Source organism: Telluria sp. ZB4P36, assembly GCF_059685865.1.
The window spans coordinates 107,515-131,044 of record NZ_JCASIE010000010.1; the positions used below are offsets into that span (position 1 = coordinate 107,515).

15 protein-coding genes and 1 pseudogene are annotated in these 23,530 nt (G+C 67.7%); 4 read left to right on the forward strand and 12 right to left on the reverse strand.

Annotated elements, in window-relative coordinates:
- Positions 1–18: 18 nt before the first annotated feature.
- Together AC56LK_RS14630 and AC56LK_RS14635 are read left to right on the forward strand one after the other, a co-directional pair.
- Positions 19–2,289, forward strand: coding sequence for a GH92 family glycosyl hydrolase (locus tag AC56LK_RS14630; protein ID WP_497185223.1), 2,271 nt, complete (start codon positions 19–21; stop codon positions 2,287–2,289).
- Positions 2,250–3,158 carry a sialate O-acetylesterase gene (locus AC56LK_RS14635; RefSeq protein ID WP_497185224.1) on the forward strand — a complete coding sequence of 303 codons (909 nt, stop codon included), beginning with the start codon at positions 2,250–2,252 and terminating at the stop codon, positions 3,156–3,158. The genes AC56LK_RS14630 and AC56LK_RS14635 overlap by 40 nt, the downstream gene beginning before the upstream one ends.
- On the opposite strand, the pseudogene AC56LK_RS14640 reads toward AC56LK_RS14635, so the two are convergent.
- A pseudogene (locus AC56LK_RS14640) lies at positions 3,155–4,768 on the reverse strand (MGH1-like glycoside hydrolase domain-containing protein). The gene AC56LK_RS14635 and the pseudogene AC56LK_RS14640 sit on opposite strands and share 4 nt — an antisense overlap.
- 266 nt (positions 4,769–5,034) lie before the next feature.
- Here AC56LK_RS14640 and AC56LK_RS14645 point away from each other — a divergent pair.
- Entirely contained in the window at positions 5,035–7,245 is a 2,211-nt protein-coding gene (locus tag AC56LK_RS14645; RefSeq protein WP_497185225.1) for a beta-glucosidase, read from the forward strand.
- Positions 7,246–7,569: 324 nt separating this feature from the next.
- Here the strand turns inward: AC56LK_RS14645 and rbsK are convergent, their stop codons facing one another.
- The 9 genes from rbsK to AC56LK_RS14690 form a co-directional block, all read right to left on the reverse strand.
- The gene (gene rbsK, locus AC56LK_RS14650; protein ID WP_497185226.1) at positions 7,570–8,529 is read right to left on the reverse strand and encodes a ribokinase; all 960 of its coding nucleotides are present in this window, start codon (positions 8,527–8,529) and stop codon (positions 7,570–7,572) included.
- A complete protein-coding gene (locus AC56LK_RS14655) occupies positions 8,529–9,542 on the reverse strand; it encodes an ABC transporter permease (RefSeq protein WP_497185227.1) in 1,014 nt (337 codons plus the stop codon). Before AC56LK_RS14655 ends, rbsK begins: the two co-directional genes overlap by 1 nt.
- A complete protein-coding gene (locus AC56LK_RS14660) occupies positions 9,526–11,106 on the reverse strand; it encodes a sugar ABC transporter ATP-binding protein (RefSeq protein WP_497185228.1) in 1,581 nt (526 codons plus the stop codon). The genes AC56LK_RS14655 and AC56LK_RS14660 overlap by 17 nt, the downstream gene beginning before the upstream one ends.
- On the reverse strand, positions 11,103–12,065 hold the full coding sequence (locus AC56LK_RS14665) for a substrate-binding domain-containing protein (RefSeq protein WP_497185229.1): 963 nt from the start codon (positions 12,063–12,065) through the stop codon (positions 11,103–11,105). Before AC56LK_RS14665 ends, AC56LK_RS14660 begins: the two co-directional genes overlap by 4 nt.
- A gap of 31 nt (positions 12,066–12,096) precedes the next feature.
- A complete protein-coding gene (locus AC56LK_RS14670) occupies positions 12,097–13,413 on the reverse strand; it encodes a right-handed parallel beta-helix repeat-containing protein (protein ID WP_497185230.1) in 1,317 nt (438 codons plus the stop codon).
- Positions 13,410–15,647, reverse strand: coding sequence for a formylglycine-generating enzyme family protein (locus AC56LK_RS14675; RefSeq protein WP_497185231.1), 2,238 nt, complete (start codon positions 15,645–15,647; stop codon positions 13,410–13,412). Before AC56LK_RS14675 ends, AC56LK_RS14670 begins: the two co-directional genes overlap by 4 nt.
- Before the next feature lie 127 nt (positions 15,648–15,774).
- Positions 15,775–16,686: a carbohydrate kinase family protein gene (locus tag AC56LK_RS14680; protein WP_497185271.1), complete on the reverse strand. Its 912-nt coding sequence runs from the start codon at positions 16,684–16,686 to the stop codon at positions 15,775–15,777.
- A 13-nt stretch (positions 16,687–16,699) separates the two neighbouring features.
- Positions 16,700–17,920 (reverse strand): AGE family epimerase/isomerase, encoded by a 1,221-nt coding sequence (locus AC56LK_RS14685; protein WP_497185232.1) that lies wholly within the window; start codon positions 17,918–17,920, stop codon positions 16,700–16,702.
- Positions 17,917–19,206 (reverse strand): sugar MFS transporter, encoded by a 1,290-nt coding sequence (locus tag AC56LK_RS14690; RefSeq protein ID WP_497185233.1) that lies wholly within the window; start codon positions 19,204–19,206, stop codon positions 17,917–17,919. The genes AC56LK_RS14685 and AC56LK_RS14690 overlap by 4 nt, the downstream gene beginning before the upstream one ends.
- 256 nt (positions 19,207–19,462) lie before the next feature.
- Between AC56LK_RS14690 and AC56LK_RS14695 the strand changes: the two genes are divergently transcribed.
- Positions 19,463–20,044 (forward strand): aldose epimerase family protein, encoded by a 582-nt coding sequence (locus AC56LK_RS14695; protein WP_497185272.1) that lies wholly within the window; start codon positions 19,463–19,465, stop codon positions 20,042–20,044.
- A gap of 790 nt (positions 20,045–20,834) precedes the next feature.
- On the opposite strand, the gene AC56LK_RS14700 is transcribed toward AC56LK_RS14695, so the two are convergent.
- Together AC56LK_RS14700 and AC56LK_RS14705 are read right to left on the reverse strand one after the other, a co-directional pair.
- Complete coding sequence (locus AC56LK_RS14700; RefSeq protein ID WP_497185234.1) at positions 20,835–22,058, reverse strand: cellulase family glycosylhydrolase; 1,224 nt, start codon at positions 22,056–22,058, stop codon at positions 20,835–20,837.
- An 84-nt stretch (positions 22,059–22,142) separates the two neighbouring features.
- A complete protein-coding gene (locus AC56LK_RS14705; protein WP_497185235.1) occupies positions 22,143–23,345 on the reverse strand; it encodes an AraC family transcriptional regulator in 1,203 nt (400 codons plus the stop codon).
- Positions 23,346–23,530: the final 185 nt, after the last annotated feature.

Below are 23,530 nucleotides of genomic sequence, written 5' to 3' on the forward strand. Positions count from 1 at the left end.
GTGAGACTCCGTTATCCCATGAGCTACCGCCCCATCCTGTTCCTAGTTCTCCAATCGATTCCCTGCCTCGACGCTGCGCTCCGAGCCAACGCGTGGCGCGCGCACCGATCCCTGTGTGTTGCCGCAGCCCTGACACTGCCTGCCGGCCTGGCATATGCCGACGTCCTGCGCCATGTCGACACCCGCATCGGCGTACTGGGCGAAGGCGCCACGGTCATCGGCCCCTCCCTGCCCTTCGGCTCGGTCCATCCTAGCCCGGATACCGCCGACGGCGACCACGACGGCTACAAGCCCGACCGGCCGATCCGGGGCTTCAGCCAGCTGCACGTCAGCGGCACCGGCTGGGGCCAGTACGGCAACTTCCTGGTCTCGCCCCAGATCGGACTGGCCACCCAGCCCGATAGCCACGACTCGCCCAAGGCCGACGAGCGTCCCGAAGCGCACCAGTACCGCGTGCGCCTGGCGCGCTGGGACATCGGCGTCGAGCTCGCGCCGGCGAAGCGGGCGGCGATCTACCGCTTCCGCTTCCCCAAAACGGAAGACGCGCACATCGTCTTCGACGCGGTCCAGCACATCCCCGGCGACCTCAACAAGTGGATGATCAAGCAGTACCGCAAGCCGGTCCCGGCGACCCTGGAACTGGGGCCGGACGGCCGCAGCCTGTGGGGCCATGCCGACTTTCCCGGCGGCTTCGGCGGCCCCTACCGCGCCTACTTCTATGCCGAGACCGACCGCAGCCCCAGCGCCTTCGGCACCTGGCGCGACGGCGCCACCCAATCGGGCGCGCGCCGCATCGACAGCAGCGGCAAGCTGGAACACCTGGGATCCTGGGCCCGCTTCGACACGCGCGACGGCAAGCCGGTGCAGATGAAGATCGCGGTGTCCTTCCACAGCGTGGACAAGGCGCGCGCCTCGCTGGCCGCCGACATCCCCGGCTGGGACTACGATGCGGTGCGCGACGCCGCGGCCAGGTCCTGGCGCGAGGCGCTCGGGGCCATCGACGTCGCGGGCGGCAGCGAGGCCGCACGCACCATCTTCTACACGGCGCTGTACCACACCCACGTGATGCCGCGCGAGCGCAGCGGCGAGTTCCAGCGCTTCCCGGAAAAGACGCCGATGTGGGACGACCATTACGCCATCTGGGACACCTGGCGCACCCTGTATCCGCTGTACGCCCTGATCCGCCCCGACGTGGTGCGCGACACCGTCAAGTCCTTCATTGCGCGTCAGGCCGTGGACGGCAGCGTACCCGACACCTTCATCGCCGGCGTGCCGCAGCCGCGCGAGCAGGGCGGCAACGGCGTCGACATGGTGATCGCCGATGCCCATGCCAAGCGGGTTCCCGGCATCGACTGGCAGCAGGCCTTCGCCGTGATGAAGCACAACGCTGACCGGCGCCGCACCGGCGCCCATTTCGATGCCGCGGGCAAGGACGGCGACTACCGCCGGCTGGGCTGGATCCCGGCCGGCATCATGTCCAATTCGATGTCGCTCGAGTATGCCTATAACGACTTCGGCGCAGCCGCGCTGGCCGAATCCCTCGGCCGCCACGAGGACGCGGCGCGCTGGCGCGCGCGCTCGCGCCAGTGGACCCAGCTGTGGAATCCGGACACCGTCAGCGACGGCTTCAAGGGCTTCACCATGCCGCGCAAGGAGGACGGCAGCTGGATCGACTTCGACACCAAGGTCTACGGCGGTTCATGGAAGCCTTACTTCTACGAGTCGAATTCCTGGACCTATTCCTACTTCGTTCCGCACCAGGTGGCAACGCTGGTCGAGCGCATGGGCGGCCCCCAGCGCTTCGCCGAGCGGCTCGAATACGCTTTCGAGCACAATCTGATCGATACCTTCAACGAGCCTTCGTTCCTGGTGCCGCAGCTGTTCCACTACGTTAACCGCCCCGACCTGTCGGCCAAATGGACGGCGCGCATCACCGGCGAGAAGTTCACCCTGCAGGCCTACCCAGGCGACGACGATAGCGGCGCCATGTCTTCCTATTACGTGTGGAGCAGGCTGGGCCTGTTCCCGAATGCCGGCCAGGATGTCTACTTCCTGAACGGGCCGGCATTCGAAAGAATCAGCGTGCGCCGCCCTGGCCGCGGCAAGCTGGAGATCACGCGCAGCGGCCAGGGTATCTACGTGGCCGGCGTTACCCTGGACGGCCGCCCGCACGCGCTCTCCTGGCTGCGGCATGCCGAACTGGAGAAGACGCGGCACCTGCATTTCACGATGAGCACCACGCCGACCGCATGGGGAACCAGGAGCGCGCCGCCGCCGTCCATGCCATGAACGGGCGGCGCCGCGTCACGCTCGTGCTGGCCGTCCTGCTGGCATCCTGCGGGCGCCCGGCCCCGCATGGCGCCGCGGCCCCGGCCGAGGTTTTCCTGCTGGTGGGCCAGTCGAACATGTCGGGACGCGGACTCGGACCCGACCCTCAGGCCAATGCGCCCACCGATCCGCGGCTGCTGGCCTGGGACCCCGCCGCCGGGCGCCTGGCGGCCGCGCGCGAGCCCTTGCCGCACCAGGACCTGGGTAGCCGCCCGGTCGCAGTCGGCCCCGGCCTGTCCTTCGGGCGCAGCCGCTTGCGCAGCACCCTGCCTGGCATGCGCGTCGTGCTGGTCCCGGCCGCCTTCGGCGGCACCGGATTCGGCGACCGGCATGGGAGCTGGCGCGTCACGGGCGACCGGGTGTCCCCGCTGACGCTCGAAGCCGTGCGGCGGACGAACGCCGCCATGCATGCGCTGCGGTCAACCGGTGCGCCAGTACGCTTCGCGGGTATCCTCTGGCACCAGGGAGAGACGGATGCCGCCGCGGGCCTGCATCCGGACGCATATCGCGCCGAGCTCGAGGCGCTGGTGCGCTACCTGCGCAGCCACATCGACGGCGCTGGCCCCGCCACGCCCTTCGTGCTCGGCCAGTACGTGCCGGACCGCATCGCCGCCAGTGCGCAGCTGGCCGCACTCGCCGCGCTCAACCGCACCCTGGCGCGGCGCCTGGGCCGTGCCGGCTGCGCCGGCAGCGCAGGCCTGTCGGGCAACCCGGCTCCCGACACCATCCACTTCGACGCGGCTTCGCAGCGTGCGCTCGGCGAGCGCTATGCCGCCGCGCTGGCACTGGCCGAGCGCGGCGGCATAGCGGACTGTTCCTGGCGCGACTAGGCGCTCGCCTGGATGGTGCGGCGGCCGCCTTCCCACACGAGCTCCACCTGAAGCGGACGGTTGGCACTGATGACGACCTCGGGGACCTCGCGGGCGTGGGCACGGGCTTTCGCCGACAGCTGAACCAGGGTATCGCCACCGACCGGGTAGTCCCTGACTCCGTGCGCCTCGAGCAGGCGCAGGTCCCAGACCAGCACCCGGCGCGAAAAATCGGGACGCAGGCCGAGTACGTACTCGAGGAACACCGCGATCGGCCCCACCCCTCCCCAGCCGACGAAGTCGTCCTTGGCCGGCTTGCCCGGCCCCGCCTTCTCGGGCAGGTAGTTCTCCCAGTAGGTGCCGGTCTGCTCGTACGCCGTCGTCACCATCGCGTGGTGCCGGCTCCCGAGCCGGTGCGCCAGCGCATGTTCGCCCAGCGAGGACAGGGCGCGCAGCACCATGTAGTTGGTGGACGGCCAGACCGAGCCCAGCCAGTATGAGCCGGTCTCCGCCTAGTATTGCGGATCGTCCGCGGACAGAGTCGGAACCGGGTGCGGACGTCCGAAGGTGGTCGGATCAGTGAGGTGGGCGAGCATGCGGGCGCGCCGCTTTGGCGGGGCAATGCCTGCCGCCAGCACCCAGTAACCGGCGATCGACTTGCATTTGCTGCGCGAGCCGTCGCGCCGCACGTCGACGTAGAAGCCGAGCTGTTCGTCCCACATGTGCAGGTTGATGTAGTCGCTCAGGGCCCGTGCTTCCGTCTCCAGCTCGCCGACTTCATGCCGGCGCCCGAGCACCGCGGCCATCTTCAGCAGGATCCTGGCGGCAAACACCGCCTGCGCCGTGGTATCGACCCAGCTCATGTGATCGTGGTCGAACTCCGGACTCGCGCCTTTCGACACGCGCGGCTGGTTGTCCATGCCGCAGGCCCAGCCGGTAGCCCAGTAGGTGCCGTTCTGCCAGGTCCGGTTCTTGCGGAACCAGCGGTAGTAGGCGAGCAGCGCCGGGAAAACCGCGGCCAGGCGTTCGCGATCGCCGAACTGTTCGTAGTACTCCCATTCGGACCAAGGCAGCAGGTTCGGCCCGGTGCTGTTCGGGTCGGCCGCGGAGAAATCGTCGGCACCGGTTTTCTGGTTGATCTGCCGGCAAATGAAGCCGTCGTGGTGCTGTTTGGCGTAGAAGTTGTCGAGCGTGCGCTGGAACGAGAATGCGCGCTCGCCGTAGCGGGCGAACATGAGGATGAACACGGCGTCCCACATGAACAGGCTGTTGTTGAAAGCCGCGTCGATGAAAGGCGAGACGAAACCGTTGGCGGCAGTGACCTGCCTGGTGTTCCTGAAGGCGAGCTCCCAGGCCTTCCAGTAGCCGTCCACGGCGCTGTCGTGCCCGTCCCAGAAAGGTTTGGGCAAGGCCGCGCGCGCTTCCTGGAAACCCGGCGGACGAGTGAAATCCTGCGCGCGCTTCAGGAAGCCGTTGTCCTTGACCAGGGGCTCAGGCTTGGACTCGTCGATATAGTGGCGCGACCGTTTCCAGGGCAGCAGCGGCGTGCCGGCGTCGGCGCGCGCGGCGCCGAGATGCGCGGCCGCGCCGGCGGCCAGCGCGGATTTGAGCAGATTGCGGCGGTTTGTCATGGAGTCCGGGTCCGATGTCGTATGTGTTCAAGCTGCTCAGTTTGGAGTAGCCGCGTGAGCCACGCAATTTCAATATTCCCGGACGATTTGCGATTTTTTCGGTACCCATTGCGATTTTGTAGACGAATGCAGGGCGCCGGGCCGGCCGCCGCAGTTTTCGCAATTGCGGCATTCGCGGGAAGTGCGCAAGATGACAGCTTGTCTTGTCCGCGGTACGCGCCTGCGGAGTTTTCGTGCGCATACATCCAACCCGACCGTCCATACCCATGTCCCTGCAAAAGAACCTACTTTCCGTTGCCATCCTTCTGGCCCTGAACGCCAGCGCGTTTGCCCAGCCGAATCAGAACCACCCCTGGCAAGATCGCAGCCTGCCGGCCTCCGAACGAGCCGCGCTGGCGCTCAAGGCCATGAGCAACGAAGAGAAGATGAACCTCGTCTTCGGCTACTTCGGTGGCGATATTCCCGAGCGCAACTACAAGCGTCCCGAGGGCGCACGGCCGCAATCGGCGGGTTACGTGCGCGGCGTGCCGCGTCTCGGCATTCCCGACCTGCACGAGACCGACGCCGGCATCGGCGTGGCGAGCCAGCGCGGCCCCACGCCGCGCGAACGCACCGCCCTGCCCTCCGGGCTGGCCACCGCTGCCACCTGGAATCCGGAACTGGCCTACCAGGGGGGCGCCATGATCGGCGCCGAGGCGCGCGCGTCGGGCTTCAACGTGATGCTGGCCGGCGGCATCAACCTGACCCGCGAACCGCGCGCCGGGCGCAACTTCGAATATGCGGGCGAGGATCCCTGGCTCGCCGGCGTGATGGTCGGCGCCCAGATCCGCGGCATCCAGTCGAACCACCTGATCTCGACCATCAAACACCTGGCGGCGAACGACCAGGAAACCTCGCGCATGGGCGTCAACGTCAGGATGAGCGACCGCGACGCGCGCCTGTCCGACCTGCTGGCCTTCCAGTTCGCCATCGAGAACTCGAATCCCGGTTCGGTGATGTGCGCCTACAACCGCTACAACGATGTCTATGCCTGCGAGAGCGACTACCTGCTCAACCAGGTGCTCAAGCAGGACTGGAAGTTCAAGGGCTTCGTCATGAGCGACTGGGGCGCGACCCATTCGACGATCCCGGCCGCGCTGGCCGGGCTGGACCGGCAGTCCGGCTGGCCGCTCGACAAGCACCAGTATTTCACCGCCGCCCTGCAGGAAGCGGTCGCCAACGGACACGTGCCGCAGGCACGCCTGGACGACATGGTGCGCCGCATCCTGTGGGCCATGTTCGACAAGGGCGTGGTCGACCACCCGGTGGCCGAAGGCGGCGCCATCGACGCCGCGCGCCATGAAGCGATCAGCCAGGCCGACGCCGAAGAAAGCATGGTCCTGCTGAAGAACGAAGGCAATTTGCTGCCGCTGGCCGCATCCCTGAAGAACGTCGCCGTGATCGGCTCGCACGCCGACATCGGCGTGCTCTCGGGCGGCGGCTCTTCCCAGGTGTACCCGCGCGGCGGCCTGCCGCTGCCGGGACTCGGGCCCAAGGAATTCCCAGGCCCGCTGGTCTGGTTCCCCTCCTCGCCCCTGAAGGCGCTGCAGCAACGTCACAAGGCCAGGTTCACCTACGACGACGGAAGCGACCCGGAACGCGCCGCGCGCGCCGCCGCCGGGGCCGACGTCGCCATCGTGTTCGCCCACCAGTGGACCGCCGAGTCGATCGACGCCTCGCTCGACCTGGCCGAGCGCCAGAACGAGATGATCGCCGCGGTGGCGCGCGCCAATCCGCGCACGGTCGTGGTGCTGGAAACCGGTGGACCGGTCCTGATGCCGTGGCTGGCGCAAGTGCCTGCCGTGCTGCAGGCCTGGTATCCCGGCACCTCCGGCGGCGCAGCGATTGCCCGTGTGCTCACCGGCGAAGTGGACGCTTCCGGACGCTTGCCGATCACCTTCCCGGCCTCGCTCGACCAGTTGCCCCATCCGCAGCTGCCGGGCGAAGGCAAGGGACCGGAAGACCGCTTCGACCTGAGCTACCGCGAGGGCGCGGCGGTCGGCTATAAATGGTATGAGCGCCAGGGCCTGAAGCCGCTGTTCCCGTTCGGGCACGGCCTGTCCTACGGCCAGGTGGACCTGGACGGGCTCAAGCTGCGCATGGAGGGCAAGACATTGAAGGTCGCCTTCCGCATGAGCAACCGCAGCCAGCGCGTGGCCAGCCAGGTGGGGCAAGTCTACGTGGCCGCGCCGCGCGGCCGCTGGGGAGCGCCCAAGCGCCTGGCCAATTTCGCCAAGGCCAGCCTGCAGCCGGGCGAAAGCCGCAGTTTCGAGCTGAGCGTCGATCCGCGCCTGCTGGCCGATTGGGACAGCCGCAGCAAGACCTGGAAGATCGCCGCCGGCAGCTACCAGGTGCTGCTGGCCCGGTCCGCCGCCGACGTCGCCGCCACGGCGCCGCTCAAGCTGGACCAGCGCACCCTCAACCTGCACGGCCGCTGACACGCCGCGCCGATCAGGGACGCTGGCCCGGTCCCTCGATGGCCGCCACCAGGTGGCGGCCGCGCGTGCCTGCATCCTCTCGACGAATGAAAGGCGGTTGAACAAGCCGGGCGGCGGCCCGCGCACCGCGTGGTATTGATGGCGGCAATGCGGCGCGCGTCGTCGACCGGCAGCGTACTGATGTTGTGGCCGAACAGCCCGTCCTTCAGGTCGAGCCGGCGTAGGCCCGGTTCTGCGTGGCGGCGGCAGGCCTGTTCGAAGCCAGCGCCGGCCATGGCGCTGAGCATGGTAAGCATGGGCGGCGCGTTACGGCGCTGAGCGCGCTCATGCCGCCGGACCGGCTTCCAGGGTCGGTTGCGTGCGCTTGATGAACACGTCCACCTCGGCGCGCAGCGGGATCGAGCTCTGCGCGCCGGGGCGCGTCACGGTCAGCGCGGCCGCATAGCGCGCCCGGCCGGCCGCATCCAGCATGCTCGCGGCGCCCGCGATGGCGACGGCGAAACTGCCGACGAACGTGTCGCCCGCGGCCGTCGTGTCGAGCGCCTGCACGGCTATCGCCGGCATCAGCGTGCAGCCGTCGGCGCTGTCCAGGCAAACGCCCAGCGCACCCATCGTAAGCAGCACGGCGCGCGCGCCGGCCCGGCGCAGCGCGGCGGTCGCCTGCAGCGCAGACGCACGATCGGCCGCCACCACCCCGGTCAGTTCGAGCGCTTCGGTCTGGTTCACTACCAGGTAATCAACCTGCCCGAGCAAATCACCGTCCAGCACCTCGCGCTGCACTGGAGCGGGATTGAATACCACCTTCACGCCCGCCGCGCTGGCAAGGGCGATCGCCTCGCGCACCGCGTCCAGCGGCGTCTCCAGCTGGCAGATAAGCAGGTCCGACCGGGCGATCACGCCGGCCAGCTGGCGCACGCGTTCGGCGCTCACGCAGGCATTGGCGCCCGCCGCGACCACGATGCTGTTTTGTCCTTGCCGGTCGACGACGATACCGGCCACGCCACTGGGCCTGCCTGGCATGCTGTCGAGATAGTCGACCGAGACGTTGTGCGAGGCCAGGTTGTCGCGCAGCTCGGCGCCGATGGCGTCATCGCCCACGTGGCCGATCATGGTCACGCACGCGCCTTCGCGCGCAGCCGCCACAGCCTGGTTGGCGCCCTTGCCGCCCGGTTCCTGGCGGTATGAGCGGGCCGCCAGGGTCTCGCCGGGCGCGGGCATGCGTTCGGCAGTGAATACCAGGTCCATGTTGACGCTGCCGACTACAACAATGCGCGGCGCGGCCATCATGCGCTCCGCTGGCCGCGGTTGCGCAGCATGTCGGCGATAACCGCGATCACGATCACCACGCCGGTGATGACGCGCTTGGCCGGATCGCTGGCGCCGATCTGTGCCAGTCCCGCTTCGAGCACGGCAATGATCAACACGCCGATAAAGGTATTGATTACCGAGCCGCGCCCGCCCATCAGGCTGGTGCCGCCGATGACCACCGCGGCGATCACCTGCAGTTCCATGCCGGCAGCCGAGTTCGGATCCGCCGCCTCGAGGCGCGCCACCTGGAACGTTGCGGCCAGCGCCGACAGCAGGCCAAGCAGGGCGAACACGGTGACCCTGGTGCCGCCGGTGCGAAGGCCCGCCATGCGCATGGCAGCCTCGTTGGTGCCGATGCCGATCATGTGGCGCCCGAATACGCTGCGCGAGAGCACCAGCTGGCCCAGCGCCACCACGGCCAGCGCGATCACGAAGGCGGGTGATACGCCCAACGCGATCGGCTCGTTGATGAAGGAGACCGCGCTGCCGATGTACTTGGTGCGCGAGCCGGTGACCATGTAGGCCGAGCCGCGCGCCACCTCCAGCATGCCGAGCGTGACAATGAAGGATGGCAGCGACCAGGCTACCGACACCGCGCCGTTGACCAGGCCGCAAGCCAGGCCCGCGCCCAGGGCCAGCGTGGCGGCGGGCACGACGCCCCAGCCCCAGTCGACCATTGCCAGACTGAGCAGCCCGCCGCATAGCGCCAGCACCGAACCGACCGACAAGTCGATGCCACCGGAGATCATCACGAAGGTCATCCCAACCGCCATCACGGTCAGCGCCGGGATCTGGTTGGCGAGGGTGCTGAAGGTGTCGGCGCTGAGGAAATAGTCGCTCGACAGGCTGAAGAAGATCAGCATCGCGCCCAGCACCAGCAGCAGCCCGGCATACTGGCTGAATTGAAGCGCACTGCCCAGCCGGTGGCGGCCGGGAAGGCGCGCGGTAAACGGCGTGGCCGCGAGGGAGTCGCTATCGCGGAGAGTCATGATGGATTTCCTTTTCCTGTGGCGCGTGCGGGCGCCGGTCATCGGTAGTTTGGTTGGCTTCGTTGTATTGGCTGAATGCGGCCGCCAGCAGCGCGTCCTGGCTGGCCTCGTGGCGAGCGAAAATGCGCACCAGCCGGCCGGCGCTCATGACGCCTATGCGGTCGCACAAGAGGCGCAACTCGGCCAGGTCGCTCGACACCACCACCAGCGCGCGTCCTTCGGCGGCCAGGCCGGCCATCAGCCGGTAGATGTCGAACTTGGCGCCGACGTCGATGCCGCGCGTGGGTTCGTCGAACAGCATGATGTCGCAGCGCTTGTGCAGCCAGCGGCCGATCGCCACTTTCTGCTGGTTGCCGCCGGAGAGCTGGCCGACTGGCTGCTCGACCGAATCGGCGCGCACGCCCATGGCCTGGCCGATGCGCACGGCGACCGCGCTTTCCCGGACCCGCCGCAGCCAGCCGGCGCGCGACACCGCCTTGATGTCGCCCAGCGTGGTGTTGACCCGAATCGGCTGCGACAGCAGCAGCCCTTCTTCCTTGCGGTCTTCGGAGACCAGGCACAGGCCGTGGCGCAGCGCGTCGCGCGGCGAGCGCAGGCGCAACTCCCGGCCGTCGACGGCAATCGTCCCGCCGTCGGGACGGTCGGCCCCGACAATCAAGCGCAAGGTTTCGGTGCGGCCCGAGCCGACCAGCCCGGCGATGCCGAAGATTTCGCCGGCATGCACCTCGAAATCGACCCCGCGCACCGCCGCGCCGCGGCACAGGCCCCGCACCTTCAGCCGCACCACGTCAGAGGTGCTGTTGGTGCGCTCGAGCTCCTCGCCCACCTCGCGGCCCACCATGAGGCGCACCATTTCGGCGGTGGCAAAATCGGCAGCCTGGCGCGTGGCCACCAGCCTGCCGTCGCGCAGTACCGAAATCGAGTCGGCGATACGGCGCGTCTCTTCGAGCCGGTGCGAGATGTACAGGATCGCCACTCCCATGGCTTTCAAGCGCGCGATCTGGGCGAACAGCAGGTCGACTTCGCGCCCGCTCAGCATGGCGGTGGGCTCATCGAGGATCAGTACGCGGCATTCTCCGTTGAGCGCAGCCGCGATCTCGACCATCTGGCGCTGCCCGATACCCAGCCGTGACACCGGGGTGGCGGGGTCGAGCGCGCCCAGGCCGACCTCGGCCATCAACCCGGCCGCGCGCGCGTGCAATGTACGGTAGTCGATCAGGCCGGCGCGCTGCGGCAGCTCGCGCAGGAACAGGTTCTCGGCCACGCTCAGGGTGTTGATCAGACTCAGTTCCTGCAGCACGATGCGCACGCCATGGCTTTCGGCTTGGCTGCGCGATTGGGGCGCATATGGCTCGCCATCGAGCAGCAGGTGGCCGGCGTCCGGCTCGGCCAGGCCGCAGATGATTTTCGACAGCGTGCTCTTGCCGGCCCCGTTCTCGCCGGCCAGCACCCGCACTTCGCCCGGCTGCAGCGACAGCTCGACTTCGCGCAGCACGGGCGCCGCGTAGCGCTTGGACACGCCGCGCACCTGGAAGCGCGGCGTGGCGGTCCACGGCACGGTCACAGGCGTCCCGCGACCAGGTCGACCGGGGTCTCGACCAGCATGCTGTGCACGGCATCGCGGCGCTGCACCAGCTTGAGCGCGGTCTCGATGCCGTGCACTGCCAGCCGATCGGCGTGCTGGTCGGCGGTCGCCGCCAGCCGACCGTCCTTGAGCATCGGCCCGACCGCCGCCAGGTTGTCGAACCCGGCCACCTTCACCTTGCCGGTCTTGCCGGCCGACTTCACTGCCGCCACCGCGCCCATCGCCATGCTGTCGTTGGCGCACAGGATGGCCTTCAGGTCCGGCGTCTCGCGCAGCATGGCCGCTGCGACCCGGCTGGCCTTGTCGATCTCCCAGTCGCCGTTCTGCACGCTGGCCACCTTGAGGCCGGCGGCCCTGGCCGCGTTCTGGAAGCCGGCGCTGCGCAGGCGCGAGTTGTTGGCGTTGGGCAGGCCCTCGATAATGGCGACCTTGTCGCCTGGTTTCAGCGCCCTGGCGACATAGGTGGCCACCTGCGCGGCGCCCTTGCGGTCCTGCGGACCGACAAAGGGTACGCTGATTCCCTTCTCCTTGAGCGCCGCCGGATCGAACTGGTTGTCGATGTTCACGACCACGATACCGGCTTGCTGCGCGCGCTTGACGGCCGCGACCAGCGCGCGCGAGTCGCTCGGGGCCACCACGATGGCGTTCACGCGGGCCACGATCATCTGTTCGATCAGGCGGATCTGGCCCCCGGTGTCGGCTTCGTCCTTGATGCCGTTGGCGATCAGTTCATAGCGGGCGCTGTTGTTTTGCTGGTGGGCGCGCGCGCCCTTTTCCATGGTCAGGAAGAACTCGTTGGCCAGCGACTTCATGATCAGGGCCACGCGCGGGCGCGCCGGCGCAACAATTGCGGCATTCGCGGCATTCGCAACATTGGCGCCCTGCGCGAGCACGGCCAAGCCGGCCGCGATGGTCTTGAGGAAAGTACGGTGCTGCATGCTGTTCTCCGGTGTGGTTGCGTACAAATGATCAGTCGGCGCGCCGAAGGCCCGCCTTCCAGGCGGGTGCGCCTGGCGCAAAGGCGCCGTAATAGCCCACCGCCGGCCGCGGGGCCGGCATGCGCGGCCGGTAATCCTCGGCCCCGGGATCGACGAAGCGCACCGGCGCCGCCACTTCCGTCGGCGCCAGCGGACGGCCCAGCATGGCGGGCACGTCGCCGTTCGCGCTGTAGTACAAGTTATTGCTGCGCTTTTGCGGGACGATGCCCAGCGGGTGGGACGCGCTCCGGTACAGGCGCTGGCGGCCATCAAGCACGAACAGGTTGTTCGCTACCTCGAACTCGTCGTCACCCTTGTCGTTGAAGCTCCAGAATACCGTCCCGAGCGGGAAGAAGTCCTTCTCGGGGAAATTCGGCAGCGACAGGCGCACGACGGTGTTGTTCAGGATGCGCACGTTCTTCACGTTGCTGCCGCCGACGAACTTGTCGACGTCGACCGACAGGTTGTGCTCGACCAGCACGTTCTGCGCCCGCCCCGCGATCTCCAGGAAGCCGCCCTTGACGTCGAAGGAGGCGTTGTGGTGGATGTGGATATCGTGCGCGTCGTATTCCGGGTCCTCGCCGTCCAGTTCCACCGCTGCGCCGTCGTTGACGTAGATGCCCCCGAAGAAGCCGATGTTCTCCATCCGGTTGTAGGCCACCTCGTTGTACGGGCCGACGATCGAGACGGCGATCGCGCCCCACTGCTCGGTGATCTTGCCGCTGTCGCGAAACAGGTTGTTCAATACCCGCGAATGGGACCCGCGCACGCGCACGCCCACGGGCGTGTTGACGAACTCGTTGTTGCGCACCGTGACACGGCGCGCCCCGCGGTCCACGAACAGCGCGGCGAGCTGAGTCACGTTGCGGTGCTGGGCGCTTTCCTTCCAGTGCACGGGCGGGTCGTCGGGTGGCGGCGTGGGCGTGTCGTGGAGGTAGAGGTTCTCGACCACCACGTGGCTGCCATACACTTCGATGATCCGGCCCATCGACCATGCATGGAAGGGATTCGACAGGCGCGGCGCCCTGCCCTTGCCATAGCTGGACACCACGATCGGCTGCGCTGCGGTGCCCGATTGCGACACGCGCAGGGCGCCGGCCCAGGCGCCGCCGCGCGCGAAGTACAGCCCGTCGCCCGGCTTGAGCACGGCCCGATTGGCGCGTTCGATGCTTTTCCACGGGCGCGCGCGCGTGCCCGGATTGTCATCAAGGCCGCCGGCGGAATCGAGGTAATACTCATCTGCGAGCGCCGCGGCGCTGGCCAGGTAGAGGGCGGCCGCGAGCCGCGTCAGGCGTGGAAAACACTTCATTGTTCGGCATCCTTTACACATCGAAATCCTGTCATCGCATTGCGGTCCATGCTGGGCGACATCAAGAGGAACTTGCCGTGCTGGTCGAGGCGCTGGGCCTGCGGAAAGTACCAGTGCGAGCCTTGCGGGCGGTAGATGCTGCCGCCGCGCAGGACCGCCGCGCGCGTATGCTCGTCGCCGAACTCGTCGGTCCACTGCCACACGTTGCCGATCAAATCCATCACACCGAAGGGGCTGGCGCCGCCCGGATGGGCGTCGACCGGGGCCGGCGGGCCGGGTTCGCGGCGGGTATCGGGCTCGGGCACCCTGCTGGCGTCCCAGGCGTTCCCCCATGGGTAGAGGCGGCCGTCCGTGCCCTGGGCGGCATACTGCCACTCCCAGGAGGTCGGCAGGCGCTTGCCGGCCCAGCGCGCGTAGGCGCGCGCATCGTCCAGCGACACCCACACCACCGGACGCGCGGCCAGCTCCGGCGCAAAACTGCCGTCCTTCCAGTGGCGCAGGTAGTTCTGGGTGTCGCGCGGCACGTAGCCGGATGCGTCGATGAAAGCCTTGTACCGGGCGTTGGTGACCGGGTAGGTATCGATGTGGAAGGACGGCAGCTGCATGCTCCTGCGGTGGAAGCGGCGCGGCTGGTCTTCCCACGGATACTGGACGTCGACCCCGGCCTGGTTGATGCCCTCGACCGCGATCCCGGTCACCTTGAAGTCGAACAAGCCGGCTGGAATGGTGCGCATGCCCTCCGGCGCGTGCCTGCTGCGCGGGCTTGGCCCCTGTTCCACCATGCGCTGCGGCAGCGGCTTCCATTCGTTGTGATACGCGGAGAGCGGGCGCGCCGTCATGGTGCGCATGCTTGCCAGGTGCCGCTCCAGCGCGGCGTCCACCGAAGGGCTCGCCAGCAACGCGCCGAAGCCCTTGCCTTCGAGTCCGAAGCTGAGCACATCGAGGCCATCGGGCCCGCGGCGCGGCCGCAGCTCGACGCCGTGGTAGACGTCGAAGTAGCGCATGCCCGCGACATGCGGCACCGCGATCTGCTCGCCCTTGACGCCGTACTCGTTGCGGTTGACGATGGTGTAGAGCGCGCCGCCGGCCAGCCGCCAGCGGCTGGCCAGCACGCCATACTGGCGCGTCGGAGTCATCGGTTCCCACCCGGGACTGGCCAGGTAGGGCGCAAAGGCGCGCGAGATGGTGGCGATGCGCCGCAGCGCCTCGCCGTCGCGCGCAGTGAGGCCGTTCCAGATACCCCAGACGTTCTCCCAGGACTGGAAACCGGTACCGTTGAAGAAAGCGAACTGCAGCATCTCGGCGCGGTTGCGCTGCCAGCGGTCATTCACATGCACCATGTGGCGCGGCTCGAGCCACTTGAACTTGGACAAATGCACGACCGGGTTCTGGAGTGCGTAGGGATATTCGAAATAGCCCCAGCTCATCAGGTTCCACCCCAGCTGGTCTTCCATGGGGGCGATTTCCGGCTCCGTCGCCAGCGGATAGCCGATCCTCTCCGCCGCCTGCGCGAAGGCCAGCGGCACCCCGGTCATGGTGTCGCCATTCAGGCCGTCCGCACCCAGCTCCTTCATGAGGGCCGCCGCCTCCTCCGGCAGGGGCTTGCCGCTGTTGCGCGTGCCCGCATCCCAGGGCATCACCGGGAACAGCACGCGTACGCCGCGCGCCTTGAACTCGGCCACCATGCGCCGGACGCCCTCTTTCCCGCCCGGCATGTTCTCGATCATGTCGAGCTGGTTGCGGTTGTCGATGCCGATGTTCGGGTAGATCGGCCAGACCAGCACCGAGTCGATGCCGCCATAGCGCGCGACCAGGTCGTCGAGGTAGCGGTCGACGGTGTAGCGGCCCGCGACCGGATCGTAGAAATAGCGGTCATGCACCATCATCTGCGGCTGGACGAAACTGCGCTGGGTCCACGCCAGCGCCGGATTGCGGTAGCGCGCGTCGTCGTAGCGCAGTTCGGCCAGGCGCCGCACGCGCCAGCGGCCGAGCGCATCGCGCCACGCGGCCAGCTGCTCGCCCGTGCAGCCGAAATCGTCGCCCGGCTTTTGCGACCAGCGCAGCACCAGGCAATCAGGGCCGCTAATCAGCTGCCGGGTGTTGAATTTTCCGGCAAAGGACGGGACCGGCTTCTGGCCGGGAATGGCAGCGGCGTCCTGGGCGCACACCGGCAAGGCCGGCGCGAGGACTGCGGATGCCAGGACCCAGCTACGCAGGAATGGGAAGAGATGCATGGTAGTCGCCGTTTCACACGATGGAACAGCCCAGTATCGGCAAGACGGTGGCGACCGGCAATGATGGAAACTGGTAAGAGGTGTTCCGTTTTTTGGGATGCGGTACGGGCGCCGCCTCGATTGCGGCTCACAACAACGCCGTGACGGCATCCAGCGTCGGCGGTGTGGCCCCCGCGGCACAGCAGGCAGCCGCACCGGCGGCGACCGCGAAGCGCAGGTGCGCGGCGGACGACCCTTCCGGCCGGTAGAGCATGCTGTAGACCAGTCCGGCGATGCTGGCGTCGCCCGCGCCGACCGTGTCGACCACGCGGATCTTCGGCGCCGGCGCATGCCACTCGGCCCCGCCGATATGCAGCGACGCGCCATGTGCGCCGCGTGTGTACAGGATGGTGGCCTCCGGGTTCCAGCTGCGCAGCGTCGTGAGCGAAGCGCCGAGGTCGGTGCTCCGGAACAGCCCGGCCAGGTCCTCGTCGGACACTTTGATGACCTGCGCCAGTTCGGTCATGCGGCGCAAGGTGGCGTCGTAGGCGCCCGTCATGAGATTGCGGTAGTTCGGGTCGTAGCTGATGCGCACCCCGCGTGCGTGGAGGGTCTCGGCCAGCCCGACCAGCCGCGAGGCGAGCGGTTCGCGCGCCAGGCTGATGCCGCCGAAATGCACCCAGCGTACCGCGTCGAGCCAGTCGAGCGGCAACGCAGCCGGCTCGAAGTGCAGGTCGGCGCTGTCGCTGCCGGCAAAGAAGTAATCCGGCGGGTCAAGCTGGTGCACCACCGCGAGCAAGGGATTGCGCCGCTTGCGCTGGATGAAGCGCAGGTCCAGGCCCGCCGCTTCGCTGGCCTGCCACAGGCTGCGGCCGAAGACGTCCAGGCTGATGGCGCCGGCGAACGCGCTGGGCGCGCCCAGGCTTGCCATGGCGCGCGCCACGTTCCAGGTCGAGCCGCCCGTGACGGCGTTCCAGCGCATGCCGGCGGCGTCGTCGATGATCAGGTCGGTGAGGGCTTCGCCGGCCGCCACGAATGCGGGCAAGCGCGAAGCAGGCATCGATGGCGGCATGCTATCCCTCCACGTCGGTCTTCAGAACGTTCAGCACCTCGTAGCAGGCGCCCATGGTGTGGTAGTCGGTCTTGCCCGCCGGGCTCTTTTCGTCGCTCAGCTTGCTGTTGTCGGGACCCAGGATGCGATACCATGCGCCGTGCCGGTGATCGACGAAATGCGCCCAGCTGTAGGTCCACAGGCGCTGATACCAGTCCCAGTAGCGCTGCTCCCCGGTGCGCTCGGCCAGCAGCGCCGCCGCGGCCAACGATTCGGCCTGCACCCAGAAGTACTTGTCCGCGTCGCACACCGTGCCGTCCGGACCGAAACCGTACACCAGGCCGCCGTGGCGCTCGTCCCAGGCAAGCCCGACGGCAGCGTCGAACAGTTCGGCCGCGCGCGGCAGCAGCCACCCGGTGTCGCCGCCCACCGCCACCGGATGGCGGTCGAGGATCAGCAGCAGCTTGGCCCATTCCGTCAGGTGACCAGGCTGGTAGCCCCACGGGCGGAAGATATTGCTCTTGTCGTGGCGGTTGTAGTCGGGGTCGACCGACCAGTCCACGCGGTAGTGCTCCCAGACCAGGTTGCCGGCCAGTGCGGCCTGGCGCACCGTGATGTTGCGGGCGAGCTGGGCGGCGCGGCGCAGGTACAGGGGCTCGCCGGTGGCCTCGTAGGCGGCGATCAGGGCCTCGCAGGCGTGCATGTTGGCGTTCTGGCCGCGATAAGGCGCCACCGTGCTCCAGTCGGCGCTGGCCTCGTCCGCATACAGGCCGTGCTGCGGCTCCCAGAAACGCCGTTCCATCAGGTCGAAGGTCTCGGCGACCCAGCCGCGCGCCTCTTCCACCCCGGCATGCAGGGCGTGGGCATAGGCCAGCAGCACGAAGGCCAGCCCGTAGCAATGATTGGTGGGGTCGAGCACTTCCTTCCTGCCGTCGCGCCAGTCGAGCTGCCAGGCATATCCGCCGGTGGCCGGATCGCGATGCACGCTGCGCAGGAAATCGAGGCCGTGGCGCACCCGCGCCAGGTCGGCCGGGTCGCCGAAGTGGCGGTATGCCATGGCGAAATTGAAGATGAAGCGCGTGGACGACACCAGGTGGCGGGTGTGGCGGTCATACACGCTGCCATCGTCGCGATAGAAGTGATGGAAGCCGCCGGACGGGTCGACACAGCGCGGCTCGTAGAAGTCCAGCGTCCGGCGCACATGGCCGAGCAGGAAGTCGCGCGAGCGGAAATTCAGCCTCATGGCGCGGCTCCCTCGCGATACAGCCCGGCGTAGCGCAGGCCGTAGTACAGGATGAACAGGTAGCACACGGCGGGCACGGCGAACGACAGGTGCAGGCCGGCGGCGTCGGCGACATAGCCCTGGCCGAAGGGCACCAGCGCGCCGCCGACGATCGCCACGCACAGGATGCCGGACGCCTGGCCGGTGGCGCCGCCCAGCTTGTGCAGGGCCATGCTGAACATGGTCGGGAACATGATCGAATTGAACAGGCCGACCAGGATCACCGACCACATGGCCACACCGCCCTGGCCGAACATGGCCGCTGCCAACAGCAGCATGGCGCAAGCCGCGTTGCCGGCGAGGATACGGCCCGGATTCAGGTGCCGCATGGCCGCGGCGCCGATGAAGCGGCCGACCATGGCGCCGCCCCAATAGTAGCTGACGTAGTAGGCGGCGTCCGCGTGCGACAGGCCGGCAACCGATCCCTCGCCAAGGAAATTAATCAGGAAACTGCCGATGCTGACCTCCGCGCCGACGTACAGGAAGATCCCGACCGCGCCCAGCAGCAGGTGGCGGTGGCGCAGGACGGCCAGGCCGCTGCCTCCCCCCTCGTCCGCCTGGGCGATGCGCGGCAGCCGCGCCACCTTGAACAGCACGCCCAGCAGCAGCAGTGCGGCGGCCAGGGCCAGGTACGGGCCCTGCACCAGCGCCGCCTCGGCTGCGCGGTGGGCCAGCTGTTCGGCTTGCGGCAGGGCGGCCAGCTGCTCCGCCGAAAGGACGGTGCCGGACAGGATCAGCATCCCGCCCAGCGCCGGGGCGATGGTGGTACCGAGCGAATTGAAGGCCTGGGTGAGGTTCAGGCGGCTGGCGGCGGTACGCGCGTCGCCCAGCACGGTCACGTAGGGATTGGCCGCGACCTGGAGCACCGTGATACCGGCCGCAAGCACGAAGAAAGCCAGCAGGAATACGCCGTAGCCGCTGGTCGCGGCCGGGTAGAACATGGCGCAGCCGGCGGCCGCCACGCACAGTCCGGCCACGGCACCGTTCTGGTAACCGATACGGCGGATCAGTGCCCCGGCCGGGATCGACACGACGGCATAGGCGCCGAAGAAGCAGAACTGCACCAGCATGGCCTGCACGTAGGTGAGCGTATAGAGCGACTTCAGGTGCGGGATCAGCACGTCGTTCAGCGAGGTGAGCAAACCCCACATGAAGAACAGTGCGGTGACGATCGCCAGTGCGGGGCCATGCTTGGCCGAGCTGTCGTGCTCGGCCGCGACCAGGCTGGTTGGGGAAATGCTTGCCATGGGTGGAATCTCGGGTTGTGCGTGGATGAGGAGGACGACCAATCCTGACAAGTTAACGCATCCCGGCATACATAGAAATTACGATATTTGCGCGTGGCGAAGCGTGCCGGCGGATTTCATAATTGCCCGATGCGGCGCCGCCGGTATTTGCGTAAGCAACTGCAAAAAAACATGAGAAATCGCCTTCGATGCTTGCGCTATCCTTTTTGCCGCGCCCCCACAGTTCGCCCCGGTATCGATCCATTACGGCCTGAGCATCCGCTACAGCGCGACGACGGACAAGCCGACCGTCATCAACCTGACCAAGCACGGCATGCTCAACCTGGGCGGCATCCCGGCCCGCTATCCGGCGACGGACGCCGAACTGCGCATCGAATCCGACGCCATCCTGCCGATCGACCGGAACTTGATCCCGCTCGAGAATGCCATGCCGGTCGCCGGGACGCCGTTCGACTTCCGGACCGCCGCCGCAGTCGCTCCGCGCCTCCGCCTGAAGGTTCCCCAACTGGCGCTCACGGCCCACTACCACGCGATCCGCATCCACTGCGGAAAAGCCGGCCATGCGCTGGCGGCCGCCGCGCGGGCGGGCACGTGGCCCGAGCGCGCCGTGCACATCGAAGCGGCGCTGGCCTGCCTCGACCAGATGAAGGCGGCATGCCTGGCCTACACGCGGCAGCTGGAACGCCTGGTGCCCAATCCGGGCGGCAGGCGCGACACGGCCCAGTCGATCGTCGCCGATTTCGTGCGCAATCCGTCGGTCGAATTCATCGACAGCAAAGTGCTTGCACTGCGCGAGGCTCTGCGCCTGCAAGCTGCGCCTGCGCGATTGTTTGCCTGAGATTCAAAGGCGAGCATGCGGTAAAATATCGGCCGTCTTTGACCTGTTCAATATACGCTACGGGTCGAGCCCGGCTTTTCGTGACGGTCCACGATTATCCAGACGTGGCCACCTGCTGCGCCGAGCTGATCGCCCGTATTCGGCCTTCACTTTGGGAGAGACCTATGCAGTGCTTTGGATACGGTAGTTTCATTCGACCACACATTGCGACATTGATAGCCGCGAGTCTGCTGTCTGCTTGCACGACACCCTCCGCGCCAACCCTCGAGGAACTCACTGCTATTGGGGTTGCTGAAGGCACTGTATATTGGCAGGCTGAACAGAAGCTCTTGCAAAAGGGCTATGTTTGCTATGTAAGCGGGGCCAAAAGAGAGAACTTTGACTTCACAAAGCAAACAGGCATTTTCCCTACGTGCCTTCTTCGTATCCGGTTCAAAGTCAACGACCAGAATCTTGTAACCGATCTGCACGTCGCAAATCCGGCCTGTATCGGAACGCCATGAGGTCAGTCACCATTTTTGTCATGTAGTCGCGTTAATGGATGAAATTGACAAATGATCAGTTCGGCGCACGCCGGACAGGGGCCGCTCGGCCGCTCCCAGTACCGCCAGCGCTTGTCTGGAGCCGTGCCCGCTGCGCCGGTGCCGTCACGGTCTAGCCCGATACGGCGGGCGCGCACAGAACTGCCAGCCGTACCAGCGCCGTGAACCGCGCCTGCTCTGGGCATTCGTTCAACATCTTTGCTTGAGTTGATGAGCGCTGCAGCGGCGACGCGCTACGTGTCCCTAACTCAGTTTTTCTTGGGCTGGTAGCCCATGTGGGCCATCAACCACTGCCACGTGGCCTCGTCATTGCGCTGCGCCGGCGGCGCGGCCGGCGTCCTGGCCGGCTTGACCGGCTTGCCGCGCCAGCGCTCCGCCAGGCGGCGGTAGACGTGCGCGGCCGGCTTCATGCGGTTGTTCGTGTCGAGCAGGCCGAGGTCGTACTCGAAGGGATGGAACTCGAACTCGCGGCTGACGTCGTGGCTGGCCCACCAGGTGAACCAGCTGACGCCCTCCTCCAGCGCCGCTTCGACGGCGATTTCCAGGTATTTCGGTATGTCCTTCTCCGGCATCTCGACATTGCAGACGCCGAATTCCTGGATCCACACCGGCTTGTTCGGGTCGCGCGCGTGGCTGCGCACCAGCGCCGCCATGGCCGCCGGCAGGTGCGTATATGGCTTGTCGAGCGGTCCGCCCAGCTTGCCGGCGCCGGTCCAGAACGGCCAGCAGTGCAGCGCCACGATCGCCTGGGTCTCGATCAGCGCCTCGCGGCTGAAGGTGTCTTCCCTGAACCAGGGACCGTTGTCGACACCGTTCACGTGCACCTTGCCCGGCGCGGCCGCATGCATCTCGCGGAACACCCGGCGCATCCAGGCATCGCCCTCATCGACCTTGGCCGACCACTGGCAGTTGATCTCGTTGCCGATGTCGAAGCCCATGAAATTGGGGTGGCGCTGCATGCGCGCCGCCAGCGCCTGCAGGTACACCGACTGCGCCGCCGCCCATTGGGGCGAGGTGTAGAACGGCTCCTTGTGATAGAACACCGGGTCGAAGCGGAAGCCGCTCAGCCAGCCGGTGTAAATGGTCGGCATGACGTCCAGCCCTTCTGCAGCGGCGGCCTGCATCAGGGCGTCGAAGCGGTCCAGGTGGGCGCCGCTGACGGTCTTCGGATTGGGCTGGAACCAGGGCCATACCACCATCACCCTGAGGTGGTCGATACCCAGCTCCGCCATCCGCGCCATGTCGGCGCGGATATCGGCGATCTTCCAGTCGTTGAAACTGAAGTACCAGTTCCTGGACGGGACGTAGTTCAGGCCGAAGCGGTGGTGCATCAGGCTCTGGTTGTTGCCCTTGTAGCCGCGCGTGCCGGCCGCCAGGGCCTCGGTGCCGCCGAGGGCGCCGATGGCTGCGGCCAGCGAACCGGCCTTGAGGAAGTCGCGGCGCGAGCCGTCCTTGGAATCGTTTGAATGCATGGTGTCCCGGTCAGGTTGAATGCGGGCTCGCCCAGCGTGAGCACAAGCCTTGGCGAGTGTCGCATAAGGCCGAACGGCGGGAAATTATGAAATCTGCGCAGACGGCTGCTGATTTTTGCCATGTTCCGGCGCCTGCGCACGCCTGCGGAACTCGCTCGGCGTACAACCCAGTTCGCGCGCGAACACGGCGTACAGGTACTGCACCGAACTGAAGCCGCAACGCTCGGCCACCTCCGCCAGTTCAGTCAATCCCTGGGCCAGCATGACCTTGGCCGCGTCCAGCCGGCGGCGAAAAATCGCGTCGTGCACCGATTGTCCCAGCTCGCGCTGGAACTGGCGCTCGAGCCAGGAGCGCGACAGGCCGGCGTGGCGCGCCACCTGCTCGGCCTTGATGCCGTCGGTCGCATGCAGGCCGATGAAATGCAGGGCGCGCGCCACCGCCCCGGCGTGCGAGCCCGCGCGCGGCGCGGCGCCATTCATGCCCGACGGTGGAAGCAGGATGCGCCGCACGCCCAGGCCGAGGCCCAGCATGTCCTGGTGCAGAAGCGAGGCGGCGGCGCGGCCGATGGCGTCGGTGGCGTGCACGACGGAACTGATGGGCACGCGCGCCAGGGTATGCACCAGCGGGTCGTTGTCGATGCCGACGATCGACACCGAGCCGGCCAGCGCACGCGGCGCCGCCGCGCATGCCTGGATCAGGTGGCGCGCCCGGGTGTCGTTGACGGCCAGGTTGGCGACCGGCTTGGGCAGCGCGGACAGCCAGTCGATCAGCTCGCGCAGCTGGTCTTCCCAGGCAAGTACGCTCGGCTCGTGGCCGTGGTAAAGGGGGGCGGGTGCGCCGTCCGCCGCGCACAGGCGCGCGAACGCTCGCTCGCGCTCCGCCGCCCAATGCCGGTTGTGCGCCGGAGGAAGGCTGTACATAGCCAGATGGGGAGCGCCCTGCTCGACCAGGTACTGATAGGCCTTCTTCACCAGCGCCAGGTTGTCCGAGCCGGCCAGCGAGAAGGCACCGGGCGGCGTATCCGCGCTGGCGCTGCCGACGCCGACCACGCAGGCGCGCGCCGCGGCCAGCTTGTGCACCGCCTGCGGCTGGTCCATCTCGGCGATGATGCCTTCGATGCGCCACTGCGCCACCTGCTCGATGGAGCAGGACGAAAGGTCGGCCGCGATCAGCTCCCAGTCGAGCCCGTGGCGCGCCACGTGCGCGGCCACGCCGGCCGCCACATCGCGGTAGTAGAAATTGCTGACAGTGAAAAGCAGCGCGATGCGTTTGCGCGAATGGTTCATCGGGGCCTCCTGCGTGCATCCTAGTGACAGCGGAGCGCGCCTGCAACTGGAAAGCAGATTTCATAAAGCGCAAGCATCAGAAGCATAATCCCGCTCCCCCCGCACGCCGCTATCCTGTGCTGGACTGCAGCCGGCGAAGCGGCCGGCCCAGGCAGTCCGGCGACAACACCAACAAGGGCGCAGCC

Bases quoted from the DNA above. Each gene is read 5' to 3' on its own strand.
- AC56LK_RS14630 (WP_497185223.1), top strand. From the start codon at position 19: ATGAGCTACCGCCCCATCCTGTTCCTAGTTCTCCAATCGATTCCCTGC.
- AC56LK_RS14635 (WP_497185224.1), top strand. From the start codon at position 2,250: ATGGGGAACCAGGAGCGCGCCGCCGCCGTCCATGCCATGAACGGGCGG.
- AC56LK_RS14645 (WP_497185225.1), top strand. From the start codon at position 5,035: ATGTCCCTGCAAAAGAACCTACTTTCCGTTGCCATCCTTCTGGCCCTG.
- rbsK (WP_497185226.1), bottom strand. From the start codon at position 8,529: ATGGCCGCGCCGCGCATTGTTGTAGTCGGCAGCGTCAACATGGACCTG.
- AC56LK_RS14655 (WP_497185227.1), bottom strand. From the start codon at position 9,542: ATGACTCTCCGCGATAGCGACTCCCTCGCGGCCACGCCGTTTACCGCG.
- AC56LK_RS14665 (WP_497185229.1), bottom strand. From the start codon at position 12,065: ATGCAGCACCGTACTTTCCTCAAGACCATCGCGGCCGGCTTGGCCGTG.
- AC56LK_RS14670 (WP_497185230.1), bottom strand. From the start codon at position 13,413: ATGAAGTGTTTTCCACGCCTGACGCGGCTCGCGGCCGCCCTCTACCTG.
- AC56LK_RS14675 (WP_497185231.1), bottom strand. From the start codon at position 15,647: ATGCATCTCTTCCCATTCCTGCGTAGCTGGGTCCTGGCATCCGCAGTC.
- AC56LK_RS14680 (WP_497185271.1), bottom strand. From the start codon at position 16,686: ATGCCTGCTTCGCGCTTGCCCGCATTCGTGGCGGCCGGCGAAGCCCTC.
- AC56LK_RS14685 (WP_497185232.1), bottom strand. From the start codon at position 17,920: ATGAGGCTGAATTTCCGCTCGCGCGACTTCCTGCTCGGCCATGTGCGC.
- AC56LK_RS14690 (WP_497185233.1), bottom strand. From the start codon at position 19,206: ATGGCAAGCATTTCCCCAACCAGCCTGGTCGCGGCCGAGCACGACAGC.
- AC56LK_RS14700 (WP_497185234.1), bottom strand. From the start codon at position 22,058: ATGCATTCAAACGATTCCAAGGACGGCTCGCGCCGCGACTTCCTCAAG.
- AC56LK_RS14705 (WP_497185235.1), bottom strand. From the start codon at position 23,345: ATGAACCATTCGCGCAAACGCATCGCGCTGCTTTTCACTGTCAGCAAT.